10 protein-coding genes are annotated in these 13894 nt (G+C 57.6%); 5 read left to right on the plus strand and 5 right to left on the minus strand.

Features of this window, described 5'->3' with window-relative positions; all coding sequences use genetic code 11:
* Nucleotides 1-2 precede the first annotated feature (2 nt).
* The gene (locus tag ACA062_RS32345; protein WP_497454575.1) at nucleotides 3-266 is read right to left on the minus strand and encodes a HigA family addiction module antitoxin; all 264 of its coding nucleotides are present in this window, start codon (nucleotides 264-266) and stop codon (nucleotides 3-5) included.
* Between the two features lie 193 nt (nucleotides 267-459).
* On the opposite strand from ACA062_RS32345, the gene ACA062_RS32350 reads away from it, so the two are divergent.
* Nucleotides 460-630 (plus strand): hypothetical protein, encoded by a 171-nt coding sequence (locus tag ACA062_RS32350; protein ID WP_497454576.1) that lies wholly within the window; start codon nucleotides 460-462, stop codon nucleotides 628-630.
* A gap of 516 nt (nucleotides 631-1146) precedes the next feature.
* On the opposite strand, the gene ACA062_RS32355 is transcribed toward ACA062_RS32350, so the two are convergent.
* Complete coding sequence (locus tag ACA062_RS32355) at nucleotides 1147-2001, minus strand: EamA family transporter (RefSeq protein ID WP_497454577.1); 855 nt, start codon at nucleotides 1999-2001, stop codon at nucleotides 1147-1149.
* Between the two features lie 783 nt (nucleotides 2002-2784).
* Between ACA062_RS32355 and ACA062_RS32360 the strand changes: the two genes are divergently transcribed.
* On the plus strand, nucleotides 2785-4278 hold the full coding sequence (locus ACA062_RS32360; RefSeq protein WP_497454578.1) for a YifB family Mg chelatase-like AAA ATPase: 1494 nt from the start codon (nucleotides 2785-2787) through the stop codon (nucleotides 4276-4278).
* Between the two features lie 127 nt (nucleotides 4279-4405).
* On the plus strand, nucleotides 4406-5986 hold the full coding sequence (locus ACA062_RS32365; RefSeq protein ID WP_497454579.1) for a Fic family protein: 1581 nt from the start codon (nucleotides 4406-4408) through the stop codon (nucleotides 5984-5986).
* Between the two features lie 15 nt (nucleotides 5987-6001).
* On the opposite strand, the gene ACA062_RS32370 is transcribed toward ACA062_RS32365, so the two are convergent.
* Together ACA062_RS32370 and ACA062_RS32375 are read right to left on the minus strand one after the other, a co-directional pair.
* Nucleotides 6002-7216, minus strand: coding sequence for an aldose 1-epimerase family protein (locus ACA062_RS32370; protein ID WP_497454580.1), 1215 nt, complete (start codon nucleotides 7214-7216; stop codon nucleotides 6002-6004).
* A 204-nt stretch (nucleotides 7217-7420) separates the two neighbouring features.
* Nucleotides 7421-8341 (minus strand): LysR substrate-binding domain-containing protein, encoded by a 921-nt coding sequence (locus tag ACA062_RS32375; protein WP_497454581.1) that lies wholly within the window; start codon nucleotides 8339-8341, stop codon nucleotides 7421-7423.
* 157 nt (nucleotides 8342-8498) lie between these two features.
* Between ACA062_RS32375 and ACA062_RS32380 the strand changes: the two genes are divergently transcribed.
* Complete coding sequence (locus ACA062_RS32380; protein ID WP_497454582.1) at nucleotides 8499-9896, plus strand: NorM family multidrug efflux MATE transporter; 1398 nt, start codon at nucleotides 8499-8501, stop codon at nucleotides 9894-9896.
* A gap of 51 nt (nucleotides 9897-9947) precedes the next feature.
* Here ACA062_RS32380 and ACA062_RS32385 read toward each other — a convergent pair whose 3' ends face one another.
* Nucleotides 9948-11621 carry a putative bifunctional diguanylate cyclase/phosphodiesterase gene (locus tag ACA062_RS32385; protein ID WP_497454583.1) on the minus strand — a complete coding sequence of 558 codons (1674 nt, stop codon included), beginning with the start codon at nucleotides 11619-11621 and terminating at the stop codon, nucleotides 9948-9950.
* Between the two features lie 262 nt (nucleotides 11622-11883).
* Here ACA062_RS32385 and rep point away from each other — a divergent pair, with 262 nt between their 5' ends.
* Nucleotides 11884-13893 (plus strand): DNA helicase Rep, encoded by a 2010-nt coding sequence (gene rep / locus ACA062_RS32390; protein ID WP_497454584.1) that lies wholly within the window; start codon nucleotides 11884-11886, stop codon nucleotides 13891-13893.
* Nucleotide 13894 lies beyond the last annotated feature (1 nt).

Below are 13894 nucleotides of genomic sequence, written 5' to 3' on the forward strand. Positions count from 1 at the left end.
ACCTAACCACGCTCGATATCGTCACTGCGCACTTCGTAGGTCGATTGCAGATTCAGCCAAAAATCGGGCGTGGTATTGAAGTGAGTGGCCAGCTTTCTGGCAAGGTCTGGGCTGACTCCCGTGCTCTGCGCTACAAGTTTTGTCAGTTCAATCTCGAAATCAGGAAGCTGGCAAGCAAGATCAGCCACCGTGACGCCCAATGGCTCAAGAAACTCCTGCTCAAGGATTTCTCCGGGATGAATCGAGCGCATTCCATTAGTGTTCATATTCCCTTCTCCGGGTGGCTTGATCTGCTGTGATCATAAGCAGCCCCCTCGAGCACACAAGAGCGCCCCCGCTATTCAGGCATTGGCCTTCATACATTTCGGAACAGTCCTACAAAAACTGCCTCTCACACCTGATTTCGTATCCCCGTCTCTCTCCGTTACCTTCTGTGGTCAGATCTAGCACGAGGTGTGTATGAGCCAAAAAAAACGAAAGGCAAAACTGCTACAAATTGCAGCGTTTCACGCCGAAGCACTTCGGCTGGCCGGAAATATATCGGTCAATCAACGCCGCTATTTTGAAGTCGCCGCCGCGCACGGCAAAGAACTTGAGCCAGTTGGTTTACTGGCCGGCAAAAGAAGCTAGTCGGACAGGTACCACGAGCAATACCGAATCAGAAATAAAAAAGGCGTCCACCGGACGCCTTTTAGGTAATTTTGAGGAGTAGTCGCAGCGATTCTTTAGCTCCCAGCCTTGCGACCTTGGGTTCAGAATCCGACAGGCGAACCCATCGTCACTACTTCAGAGAAACCAGCTTTCTCTGCTGCCAAAAATGCGGGGGGGCCTTAGCTGGTGCCCAGTCCCGACGAATGCGCAGTTGCAGTCCTCAAAAACGATGATTCGTTAATGCCCACCTCTAGTCAATATTTCAAATGTAAATCCTCCTTGAAACGCCCCATTTTGGAGCTCGCCAATCCATCACCCGGTGCCACTGACTGGCCAACAAGACGAAGGACAAATGGAGCTGAGTCCCGAAGCTTCAGGCGGTGGTAGTCGGCCTTCCTTGGCGGCGTGTTGGGTCTGACAGAGCAATCCGAATGCTTTTAAGGAAATGCCTTACATATAACGATCAGCATTTTTGGACAGAATCGGCGCTAAGACTCAGTGAAACAAATGTAGAATTATCGCTCCCACCAGAACCAAGACAATGCCTACCACCTGTATCATGCCAAGACGCTCTTTAAAGAAAAAATAACCCAATACCGCCGCTATCCCACCTGACAAAGTACTAATTACTGTCACTACCGACACGGAACCGCTGATCGCGCCGAACGAAAACGCAGAGAACCCGCCCAAGTTCAATAAGCTGGCACTCGTCAAGGTACCGAAACTTTTCGCAGAAGGTAATTTCAGACCTGCATCCACTTTCAGCACCAGAAAGAACAAAAGAAATAGACCAACCGCGTAGCCAAGCCACAACATGGTAATCGGCCCAAGTATGGGCAGGGTATATTTCCCCTGAATCCAGAAACTTGCACCATACAAAAGCGCAGCAAGCAGACCATACACTATTGACGCTTTGCTTTGACGCTTGATAGCGCCATCGGCGTTGCTATGCGCACTGGTCAGAAGTACTCCAACAACGCACACGGCTATTCCGGCTAACTGTGTGAGGACAATAACGTCCCCACTGACCCACGCTAGCGCCGTGGTAAACACACCGTACGACGTTACAAGTGGCGCAACAATTGCTGCCTTACCTAATGCAAAGGCTTTTGATAGAGCCAACGCGCCGACAACTGTTAACACAGCAGCGACCCCTCCCAAAATCCAGACTTTCGTTGGAGCCGACAAAGACTTTACAAAATAGGCTGGGTATAGGAGCAGAAGAGCGCTCATCAAGATAAAACCTAATGCCTGACCGAAAAACACGGCTCTTTTTACCCCGACAGCACGTGCGTTTAATCCTACAAGAAAGTCTGTTCCGCCCCAAAATAATGCAGCAACCAAGCCCATCAATATGTCCACAGTCACCGCCCTTATTATTGGATCCAATTTTATTTTGTCGCAAAATAAACTGATTCCAACAAAAAAGTCAAATCTTGAATTTTTTCAATACTCATATTTACTGTACTAGTGAACTAGGAGGATTGCTTCACCCAAATAGTCAATAATAATTAATATTGGATAATTAGTCGTGGGTTCGACTGCAAGACGTGCCGCGCGCACTGCCTGATCGTAAGGAGCCAAGTTCCTCGCTCTTTCACCGGGGTCCTTCATCTATCTAGGAACGGTCCTACAAAAAACAGCTTAATGGTCTGATTGATAGCACGTGCTCTTTACGCTTTTTCGCCTTGAAACTCGGGTGCAAAGAATGAGGGCACTCTGAAAGCAAAAAAGGCGCCTAAGGCGCCTTTTTGCAATGTAATTCAGGGCTGGTAGTCGCAGCGCTCGCTTAGCACGTCCGAGAATCCTCTCGAAAGGGGTCGTAAGCCAACCACTGTCGCCGGTTGCCGCTACCACAGGATCCACGAATCCTGCACATCCACAGTATTGAGGCAATATCGTAGTGAACCTCAACACCCCTGCTCTATAGGAGCCCTTGACCCGAATTCTATCAATTGCAGAATGCCTATTCTACGATCAGATGACTAATTCATTGACTAGACGCTCTGTCAATCAGCGGGCTCAAACGACTCATTGATACTTCTTGTAAACGTCTACTTCAGCGCCTCCTTCCGGCTCGACTACCCTTTAAAAACCGCAGGAAGCGGTTCTCCGTCAGCTCAAGGAACGACCATGTCCCTCTCCATCGTCCACAGCCGCGCCCAGATTGGCGTGGATGCACCCGCCGTCACCGTGGAAGTCCATCTGGCCAATGGTTTGCCATCCCTCACGATGGTCGGCTTGCCCGAAACAGCCGTGAGGGAGAGCAAGGACAGGGTTCGCAGCGCGATCATCAATTCGGGTCTGCAATTTCCGGCGCGGCGCATTACGTTGAATCTCGCTCCCGCTGATCTGCCGAAGGATGGCGGCCGATTTGATCTTGCGATTGCCCTGGGGATCCTGTCGGCCAGTGTCCAGGTGCCGAGCTTGACGCTGGACGATGTGGAATGCCTTGGGGAATTGGCGCTGTCCGGTGCAGTGCGGGCCGTTCGTGGTGTGTTGCCGGCGGCACTGGCCGCGCGCAAGGCCGGACGGACATTGGTGGTGCCGCGGGCCAATGCCGAAGAGGCGTGCCTGGCATCGGGCTTGAAGGTGATTGCGGTGGATCATCTGCTGGAAGCCGTTGCGCATTTCAATGGTCATACGCCCATCGAGCCTTACGTTTCGGATGGCTTGATGCATGCCAGCAAACCTTATCCCGACTTGAACGAAGTGCAGGGCCAACTCGCGGCCAAGCGTGCGTTGCTGATTGCGGCGGCGGGGGCGCATAACCTGCTGTTCAGCGGGCCACCGGGAACGGGGAAAACCCTGCTGGCGAGTCGTCTGCCGGGGCTGTTGCCGCCATTGGCAGAAAGCGAGGCGCTGGAAGTCGCGGCGATTCAGTCGGTCGCCAGTTGCGTGCCGTTGAGCCATTGGCCGCAGCGACCTTTTCGCCACCCCCATCACTCCGCCTCCGGCCCGGCACTGGTGGGTGGCGGTTCAAAACCACAACCCGGTGAAATCACCCTCGCCCATCATGGCGTGCTGTTCCTCGATGAGCTCCCGGAATTTGACCGCAAGGTATTGGAGGTACTGAGGGAGCCACTGGAATCCGGTCACATCGTGATCGCCCGCGCCAGGGACCGCGTACGCTTCCCGGCGCGCTTCCAGCTGGTCGCGGCGATGAATCCCTGTCCCTGTGGGTATCTGGGTGAACCGAGTGGGCGCTGTTCCTGCACACCGGACATGGTCCAGCGTTATCGCAACAAATTGTCGGGGCCGCTGCTGGATCGCATCGACCTGCACCTGACCGTCGCCCGCGAAGCCACGGCGTTGAATCCCGCATCGAAACCCGGTGACGACACGGCCACCGCGGCGGTGCTGGTCGCCAATGCACGAGAACGGCAACAGAAACGCCAGGGCTGTGCGAACGCATTCCTTGATCTACCGGGCCTGCGCAAACACTGCAAGCTATCCACAGCCGATGAAAACTGGCTGGAAACCGCCTGCGAGCGTTTGACCTTGTCCCTGCGAGGCGCCCACCGGCTGCTCAAAGTGGCGCGCACCTTGGCGGACCTTGAGCAACTCGATGGCATTCGACGCGAACATTTGGCTGAGGCGCTTCAATACAGGCCCTCGAGCCCATAGTCGCATAAGTGTTTTTTCTGAAAAACCTCATTCCCTAAGCGTTTTTTTGCCTAGATAAGGTTTTTTGTACAAATTCACCTGATTCTAAGCGCCACTCACATCAACCATTGCTGTAAGCGTTTTTTTAATGAAACATGTATTTCTAATCGTTTTTGAGCACGAGTTAAGCGAATTTATGTCCAGCATCGGCTATCTCTGGCTGTCTCACGAATACCGGATATTTCCAGTACAACCGTTTCCCATCAGCAGCGAGATAGGCTCACGTCGCTCAAGCACTCAACTGGGAGATCTGCGCAACGAGATCTATCCGGAGGTTTATCGTCCCAAGCCCAATATGAGTGATCATTTGGCGTTTGCTCTGCGTTATGAAGGCGTGCATTTGGAATTCCTCGCACGTCTTTATGCGTTAGAGACGGTGAAAGAGGCGCTGGAGGAGTGGATTACTCGAGAGCCCGTTGGGATATTTGCCCGGCGAGCGTGCTTTCTCTACGAGTGGTTGATGCCGGATGAACTGAATGTTGCGTCTACTCGAACAGGTAACTATGTCGATGCATTGAATCCAAAGGATTATCTCGTCGGGGCAGCCGTCAATAACCCCCGATGGCGTGTTCGAAATAATTTGCCGGGCAGCAGAACATACTGTCCAATGATTCGGCGGAATGAGGCAGTCCGAAACGCAGAACGTTACGACATTGCGAGCAAACTGGGAGAGCTTGAATCCGATTTCGGCATCGATCTGATCATGCGCAGTACCGTGTGGCTGACAGTCAAGGAAAGCCGGGCCAGTTTCCTCATCGAGCATGAGCAGGACGAAGAGGACCGTATACGCCGATTCGCCAATGTCATGGAAACGGAATGCGGAACACATTCCGATCCTCTTGAGCCAGACACGCTGGAAGGGTTACAGCGTGAAATTCTTGGGAAGACGGCGTTACGCTACGGCATCCGTCGCTCGCCAGTTTATGTAGGGCACACCGCGCGTTATCAGCCCGTGATCGATTACATCGCCCCGCATTGGGATCACACCCGCTCCATGCTCACAGGCCTGAGCCAATTTTTGCAGAACACTCAATCTCAGTCATCGATCTTACGTGCAGCCGTTGCCTCATTCGGCTTTGTCTATATCCACCCTATGGCTGACGGCAATGGGCGCATCTCCCGTTTCTTGATCAACGATGTACTACGGCGCGATGGAGTAATACCTCCACCTGTCATTCTTCCTGTCTCGGCCACGATTACTCACAGCACTCAAAACAAAGCCGCCTATGATCGCGTACTTGAGAGTTTTTCCCGCCCACTGATGAAACATTACGCGCCCCAGTATCGGTTTGGCGAAACCGTCGAGGCAGAGGATGGCGTTCATTACAACCTCCACTTCACGGGGTATGACGATGCGTTGCCAACATGGCGCTACCCAGACCTGACGGCTCATGCGGTTTATCTGGCGCAGGTCATCGACGATACGCTGACTCAGGAAATGCGGCTGGAGGCGCAATTTCTTTGGGCGAATGACACCGCCCGCAGAAGCATTAAACAATTCCTGGAGGCGCCGGACAATGAATTGGACCAGATCATCCGGGCCGTGCGCCAAAACGGACATACGCTTTCCAACAAATTACTCAAGCGCTATCCCCTGTTTGTAGAAAGACCAGAGTTAGGAGAGCGCCTCACGCGTGCAGTGGAGGAAGCCTTCAGCGAACTGAAATAAAAAGGGTTCGGGATGTCATCCCTTGGTGAGATCCACCAACGGTACCTGCCGCACCTCAGTTTCCCGCCCATCCTGAATCTCGCTCACCCGCTTCAGCGCCTGATCCACGGCGCCCTTGTCCGCCAACAAGCTATAGCTGATCAGGAATTGCTTCTGCTCCTTCGGCCCAATCGTCGGCACCAGGCCCAGTGGCCGCTGATACCGGCGGTTGTAGGAAAAGCTCGTCCCCGGTTCAAGACCCGTGACATAGCCCTGTCCTTGGGTGTCGGTGTTTTTCCACAGGGAGAACACGGGCAGTGTTTGAGTGTTGAAGCCGACCGAAACGCCCAGGCTGCCGGCCTTGTTGTGCAGCACCGTCAGCGTATCGCCCTTGGCGTCGGCGTAGGGCACCACGTTGTACACCGTTTCGTCGTAGTCCTTGGTGGGTGCGCGGTAGGTTTGCCAGCCCGGCAGATCGCCTTTGGCCTTGTCGTTGAACGGCGATACCTGTTTCACCGGCGCGACGAAGCGGGCGCCCTGCTCGAGGAAGGGGGTGCTGAAGTTGCTGTGGTACAGCGCCTGGTATTCCTTCGGATAGTCGCCGTTATTGGTCAGGGTGTCGTTGAGGCTGAAGCTCACACTGCCAGGTTCGGTGACCAGTTCGGTCGCCACAGAGAAGTCGACCTTCTTGAACGCCTGCTCTTTCAGCTCGCCGCGCAGGCTGATGGCATAAGGCGGTTTCTCGTCGATGTGCAGGGTGACTTTGCTGGCCGGGATATTGGCGGCGCGACCGTGCAGGGTCAGCAATTCCCCATTGTCCATGCCGGGGTGGCCAACCCATTCGTAGCCGCAGCGGGTGACCAGTTCGTTGAAGCCTTCCAGCCAACCCAGGCCACCGCGACCGTTGAGTTCGATGAAGGATGGATTGACCACTTCTTTGACCGGCGAATCCCATCCCATGCGTACTGTGCCAACTGAAGCCTGCAGCACGTTCATCCCGCGAGTGGGCACCACCGAGAGCTTCATGGAGCCGTTATCGATGTCGACGATGCTGACGCCTTCCTGCCGACCACCGTGCAAGGTGCGCAGGGCCACGGAGAAGGGTTTGTCGGTTTTCACGCCGAGTTGCTGGCTGGTGATCTGCCAGTTTTGGGCGGCCTTGTCGGTGTCGAGCAGGACGTAGTCCCAGGCCATGGCGTGGGAGGCAGTGGACAGTGCGCCGAGGCTAACGAGGAGTTTGAGCGGGGTCATGGCAGCAGCCTTTCTTGGAGTTGTGCCATTTTTATAGACTGGCTGAAACGATTCATCAAGCTCTATAAACAAGATCACAGAAGACTTGGCGATTCGACGCTTTGCATTAATTCAGAACATTGAAGCGATCCCATCGCGAGCAAGCTCGCTCCCACAGGGAATAGAGGCGAATTCAAAATGTGTGACCGAACAAACCGCATCGATTCAGCCCAGACGCTCGACGTCCGGTAGCTCCATCGCCCGCACTTCGCCCTGCAGGAAATCGCTGAGCCGGCGCATACGCTCACCGCCCGGTCGGGTTTTCGGCCAGACCAGGTAATATTTCTCACCGCTGGCGACGGCCGTCGGCCACGGCAGGCTCAGCCGTCCCTGAGCAACGTCCTCCGCCACCATCAGCAGATCACCCATGGATACGCCGTACCCTCGGGCGGCGGCGATCATGCCCAGCTCCAGCGTATCGAACACCTGCCCGCCCTTGAGCGACACCTGATCGGTCAGGCCCATGCGCTCCAGCCAATTGCGCCAGTCACGACGATCCGGTGTCGGGTGCAGCAGTTCGGCATTGGCCAGGCGCGCGACATCCCACGGTTGATCGTTCAGAAGATTCGGCGCGCCGACTGGAATCAGCTCTTCCGGAAACAGGAAACTGGCCTCCCAGTCTGGAGGAAAATTGCCGTTGCTGAGGATGACGGCGCAGTCGAACGGTTCATGATTGAAGTCCACCGAGTCGACGTCCATCCAGGCGCTGGTCAGTTGCACCTCGTTGCCCGGTTGCAGATGCCGGAAACGGCTGAGCCGCGCCAGCAGCCAACGCATGGTCAGGGTGGACGGCGCTTTCATGCGCAGGATGTCATCCTCGGCGCGCAGCGTATTGCAGGCTCGCTCCAGGGCCGTGAAGCCTTCGCGGATGCCGGGCAGGATCAGCCGCGCTGACTCCGTCAGTTGCAAATTGCGCCCGCTGCGGTGGAACAACCGACAGGCGAAATGCTCTTCCAGCGTACGGATGTGCCGACTGACGGCACTCTGAGTGATCGACAACTCTTCGGCGGCGCGGGTGAATGAACTATGCCGTGCCGCCGCTTCGAATGCGCGAAGGGCATACAAGGGAGGAAGACGACGAGACATCAGAAAGGCTCCTGCAGGGAATGACACCAACTTATCAGAAACCCGGCAGCATGAGTTTTAATCATGCCACCCATCCTTTTTATCCCTTTGTGAAATCCCCGCAGAGCGCCGAGAATCGACGCTTTCCTGCTTACTTTGACAATCGAGCGTGATGAACATGCAGCATCCAGCGCGTGTTGAACTCTGGGCCATCCTGCGGCTGGCGGGGCCGTTGATTGCCTCGCAGTTGGCGCACATGCTGATGGTCCTCACCGACACCTTGATGATGGCGCGCCTGAGTCCCGAGGCACTCGCCGGCGGCGGCCTGGGTGCGGCCAGTTATTCGTTCGTGTCGATCTTTTGCATCGGCGTCATTGCGGCGGTCGGCACCCTGGTGGCGATCCGTCAGGGCGCTGGCGACATCGTCGGTGCGGCGCGCCTGACCCAGGCCGGCTTGTGGCTGGCGTGGCTGATGGCGCTGGTGGCGGGTTTGCTGCTGTGGAACCTCAAACCGGTGCTGTTGCTGTTCGGCCAGACCGAAACCAACGTCGAGGCGGCCGGGCAGTTCCTGTTGATCCTGCCGTTCGCCCTGCCCGGCTATTTGAGCTTCATGGCCCTGCGCGGTTTTACCAGCGCCATCGGCCGCGCGACGCCGGTGATGGTCATCAGCCTCGGCGGCACGGTGGCCAACTTCCTGCTCAATTATGCGTTGATCACCGGCATGTTCGGCTTGCCGAAAATGGGTCTGGTGGGCATCGGCCTGGTGACGGCGATCGTTGCCAACCTCATGGCGCTGGCGCTTGCGCTGCACATCCGTCGGCATCCGGCCTACGACGCTTATCCACTGCGCCAGGGCCTGTCGCGGCCCAACCGTCAGTATCTGAAGGAACTGTGGCGCCTCGGCCTGCCCATTGGCGGCACCTACGCGGTGGAAGTCGGGCTGTTTGCCTTCGCTGCGTTGTGCATGGGCACCATGGGCAGTACGCAGTTGGCGGCGCATCAGATTGCCCTGCAGATCGTCTCGGTGGCGTTCATGATTCCGGCGGGGCTTTCCTATGCGATCACCATGCGCATCGGCCAGCACTACGGTGCGGGGCAACTGTTGGGTGCGCGGCTGGCCGGGCGGGTCGGGATTGCTTTCGGGGCGGCGGCGATGCTGGGCTTTGCGATGGTCTTCTGGCTGCTGCCGAACCAGTTGATCGGCCTGTTCCTGGACCACAACGACCCGGCATTTCGCGAGGTCATCAACCTGGCCGTGAGCCTGTTGACGGTCGCGGCATGGTTCGAGCTGTTCGACGGCACGCAAACCATCGCCATGGGCTGCATTCGCGGGCTCAAGGATGCCAAGACCACGTTCCTGGTCGGGCTGGGCTGCTATTGGTTGATTGGTGCGCCGGCCGCCTGGTGGATGGCCTTCCATATGAACTGGGGCCCGACGGGCGTCTGGTGGGGCCTGGCGCTGGGGTTGGCGTGCGCGGCGGTGAGTTTGACGTTGGCGTTTGAGTGGAAGATGAAGCGGATGATTCGGCGGGAGCCGTTGTCAGGGACCAACTTCCAAATCGCCCAGGCGGACTGAGACCCCCTGTAGGAGCTGGCTTGCCAGCTCCTACAGGGGTTGTGGTGGCCGTCAGCCCCCCACATCCATCATCGGCTGCTGACCGCCGCCAAAGCTCAGATACTCGATCAACTCCGCCATCGGCAACGGCTTGCTGATCAGATACCCCTGCACCTGATTACACCCAAACCCGCGCAACAGACTCAGCTGCTCCGGCGTTTCCACACCTTCGGCGACCACTTCGAGATTGAGGTTGTGTGCCAGGTTGATCATCGCATGCACCAGTTTGCGATTTTCTTCGCGCTGTTCCATGCCGCCGACAAAGCTCTTGTCGATCTTCAGCAAGGCAATCGGCAGGCTGTTGAGGTGCACGAACGAAGAGAATCCGGTGCCGAAGTCGTCCAGGGAGAAGCGTACGCCCAGGCGCCCCAGGGCATCCATGGTCTGTTTCACCAGATCGCTGCGGCGCATGACCGCGGTTTCGGTCAGTTCGAACTCCAGCCACTGCGCCTCGACGCCGCGCTCGGCAATCAGCCGGCTCAGGGTCGACAGCAATTGGCTGTCCTGAAACTGGCGGAACGACAGGTTGATCGCCATGTGCAACGCCGGCAAACCCCGCTCGCGCAGCGCCTGCATGTCCCGCAAGGCGCGGGAAATCACCCAGTAACCGAGGGGCACGATCAACCCGCTTTGCTCGGCCAGCGGCACGAATTCGCTCGGTGGCAGCAAGCCGCGTTCCGCATGCCGCCAGCGCACCAAGGCTTCGAGGCCGACGATTTGCCCGTCCGCAAGGTTCAGCCGTGGCTGGTAGTGCAACTCCAGCTCATCGCGACGCAAGGCCCGGCGCAGCTCACTTTCGAGGTCCGCCATGCTGCGGGCATTGCGATTGATGCGTTCGTTGAAGATGTGAAAGGTGCAGCCCTGTGTGCTCTTGGCCTGCTGCATGGCAATGTGCGCGTGCCACATCAGCGGGTCGGCACCGGCCTGGGCCCGGGCGTGGGCAATACCCAGACTGGAACCGATCAGCAGGCTTTCGCCGTCGATCCAATAGGGCTCGGCCAGCGCTTCGGTGATGCGTTCGGCCATCCACTCGGCGCGTTCGGGCGCGCGACGGGTGTCGATCAACAAAGCAAACTCATCGCTGCCCAACCGCGCCAGCTGATCGCCGGCTTCGAGCTGGCTTTTAAGCCGAGCGACCACTTGCAGGATCAATCGATCACCGGCTTGATGGCCGAGGGAGTCGTTGGCATGACGGAAGTTGTCGAGGTCGAGATGGCCGAGCGCCAGGCCGCGGCCTTCGTTTTCCGCCAGGCGCGCTGTCAGCAAAGTCTGGAACCCCTGGCGGTTGGCGATGCCGGTCAGCGGGTCTTGCTCGGCCAGGCGCTGCAGGGTGTTTTCCAGCACGCCGCGCTCACGCACATGGCGCAGGCAACGGCGCAGCATGCCCGCATCCAGCAGATCGCGCACCAGCCAGTCGCTCACACCATCGGGCGGCGACAGCGGCTCATGTTCGAGCAGCAATACCGTCGGCAGATTGCAACGACCCGGCAGAGGCGCAAGTGCCGGGATCGTCAATAACACCGCGCTGCGGTTGTCATCGAACAGACGGCTGACCGACTCCCAGCTCGGCGCGCTGATCAGCACGGCCGAGCTCCCCATCGGAGCCAGGCACTCGCGCAACAACGCCGCCCACCCCGGCTCTTCGGCCAGCAGCAGCAAACGCAAGGGTTCGACAGGCGTAGACAAGCTGGCTCCCCAGACTCTGCAATGATGTAGGCGGCGGGCATTATGCAGCGCCGGTCACCAATGACCAAATGACATCGGTTGTCAAACGCAGCCTTGAATTCGAATTTCGAACATTAGTCGAAAATTCACCGCGCATCCTGCGTGAAAGTAACAAAACCGGCAATCGGCGAAAGCGTGCTGCGTCACAAGTCGGAGAGAGCAGCACAATTCGCTGAGCCTGTTAAAATGCCGGCCCATTTCGCAAACGACTCCCTTATTTCGTATGTCCCGACTCAATCCCCGGCAGCAAGAAGCCGTGAGCTACGTCGGCGGCCCTCTTTTGGTGCTCGCCGGCGCGGGCTCCGGCAAGACCAGCGTGATCACGCGCAAGATCGCGCACCTGGTCCAGAACTGCGGCATTCGCGCCCAGTACATCGTCGCCATGACCTTTACCAACAAGGCCGCGCGCGAGATGAAGGAACGGGTCGGCACCCTGCTCAAGGGCGGCGAAGGCCGCGGCCTGACGGTATGCACCTTTCACAACCTGGGCCTGAACATCATCCGCAAGGAACATATTCGCCTGGGCTACAAGCCGGGCTTTTCGATCTTTGACGAGACCGACGTCAAAGCCTTGATGACCGACATCATGCAGAAAGAATACTCGGGCGACGACGGTGTCGACGAGATCAAGAACATGATCGGCTCTTGGAAAAACGACCTGATCCTGCCGCCCGAAGCCCTGGAAAATGCGCGCAACCCCAAGGAACAGACCGCCGCCATCGTCTATACCCACTATCAGCGCACGCTCAAGGCGTTCAATGCGGTGGACTTCGACGACCTGATCCTGCTGCCGGTAAAACTTTTCCAGGAACACGCCGACATCCTTGAAAAGTGGCAGAACAAAGTCCGCTACCTGCTGGTGGACGAATACCAGGACACCAACGCCAGCCAATATCTGCTGGTGAAGCTGCTGATCGGCACCCGCAACCAGTTCACCGTGGTCGGCGACGATGACCAGTCGATCTACGCCTGGCGGGGCGCCCGCCCGGAAAACCTGATGTTGCTCAAGGACGATTACCCGTCCCTGAAAGTCGTCATGCTCGAGCAGAATTACCGCTCCACCAGCCGCATCCTGCGCTGCGCCAACGTGCTGATCTCGAACAACCCGCACGAATTCGAAAAGCAGCTGTGGAGTGAAATGGGTCACGGCGACGAGATCCGGGTGATCCGCTGCCGCAACGAAGACGCCGAAGCCGAGCGCGTGGCCGTGGAAATTCTCAGCCTGCACTTGCGCACCGATCGGCCGTACAGCGATTTCGCGATCCTGTATCGCGGTAACTACCAGGCCAAGTTGATCGAGCTGAAGTTGCAGCATCACCAGGTTCCTTATCGATTGTCCGGCGGCAACAGCTTTTTCGGACGTCAGGAAGTGAAAGACCTGATGGCTTACTTCCGCCTGATCGTGAACCCGGATGACGACAACGCCTTCCTGCGGGTGATCAACGTCCCACGCCGGGAAATCGGTTCGACCACGCTGGAAAAGCTTGGCAACTACGCCACCGAGCGAAAAATCTCGATGTACGCCGCCACCGACGAAATCGGCCTGGGCGAACATCTGGATGCCCGTTTCACCGATCGCCTGTCGCGCTTCAAGCGCTTCATGGACCGGGTCCGCGAGCAATGCGCCGGTGAAGACCCGATCTCCGCGCTGCGCAGCATGGTCATGGACATCGACTACGAGAACTGGCTGCGCACCAACAGCTCCAGCGACAAGGCCGCCGACTACCGCATGGGTAACGTCTGGTTCCTGATCGAGGCGTTGAAGAACACGCTCGAGAAAGACGAAGAAGGCGAGATGACTGTCGAAGACGCCATCGGCAAACTCGTGCTGCGCGACATGCTGGAACGTCAGCAGGAAGAGGAAGACGGCGCCGAAGGCGTGCAGATGATGACCTTGCACGCCTCCAAGGGCCTGGAATTTCCCTACGTGTTCATCATGGGCATGGAAGAGGAAATCCTCCCGCACCGCTCCAGCATCGAAGCCGACACCATCGAGGAAGAACGCCGCCTGGCCTACGTGGGGATTACCCGTGCGCGTCAAACGTTGGCCTTCACCTTCGCCGCCAAGCGTAAGCAATACGGCGAGATCATCGATTGCGCCCCGAGCCGCTTCCTCGATGAACTGCCACCGGACGACTTGGCCTGGGAAGGCACCGACGACACACCCGTTGAAGTCAAAGCCGTCCGTGGCAATACCGCATTGGCGGATATACGCGCGATGTTAAAGCGCTAAA

The sequence above is a fragment of the Pseudomonas sp. LBUM1679 genome (assembly GCF_059695565.1).

What these genes read in the sequence shown, in the direction of transcription:
- ACA062_RS32350 (WP_497454576.1), top strand. Translation starts at nt 460, where the DNA reads ATGAGCCAAAAAAAACGAAAGGCAAAACTGCTACAAATTGCAGCGTTT.
- ACA062_RS32365 (WP_497454579.1), top strand. Translation starts at nt 4,406, where the DNA reads ATGAAACATGTATTTCTAATCGTTTTTGAGCACGAGTTAAGCGAATTT.
- ACA062_RS32360 (WP_497454578.1), top strand. Translation starts at nt 2,785, where the DNA reads ATGTCCCTCTCCATCGTCCACAGCCGCGCCCAGATTGGCGTGGATGCA.
- ACA062_RS32380 (WP_497454582.1), top strand. Translation starts at nt 8,499, where the DNA reads ATGCAGCATCCAGCGCGTGTTGAACTCTGGGCCATCCTGCGGCTGGCG.
- ACA062_RS32370 (WP_497454580.1), bottom strand. Translation starts at nt 7,216, where the DNA reads ATGACCCCGCTCAAACTCCTCGTTAGCCTCGGCGCACTGTCCACTGCC.
- ACA062_RS32375 (WP_497454581.1), bottom strand. Translation starts at nt 8,341, where the DNA reads ATGTCTCGTCGTCTTCCTCCCTTGTATGCCCTTCGCGCATTCGAAGCG.
- ACA062_RS32355 (WP_497454577.1), bottom strand. Translation starts at nt 2,001, where the DNA reads ATGGGCTTGGTTGCTGCATTATTTTGGGGCGGAACAGACTTTCTTGTA.
- rep (WP_497454584.1), top strand. Translation starts at nt 11,884, where the DNA reads ATGTCCCGACTCAATCCCCGGCAGCAAGAAGCCGTGAGCTACGTCGGC.
- ACA062_RS32345 (WP_497454575.1), bottom strand. Translation starts at nt 266, where the DNA reads ATGAACACTAATGGAATGCGCTCGATTCATCCCGGAGAAATCCTTGAG.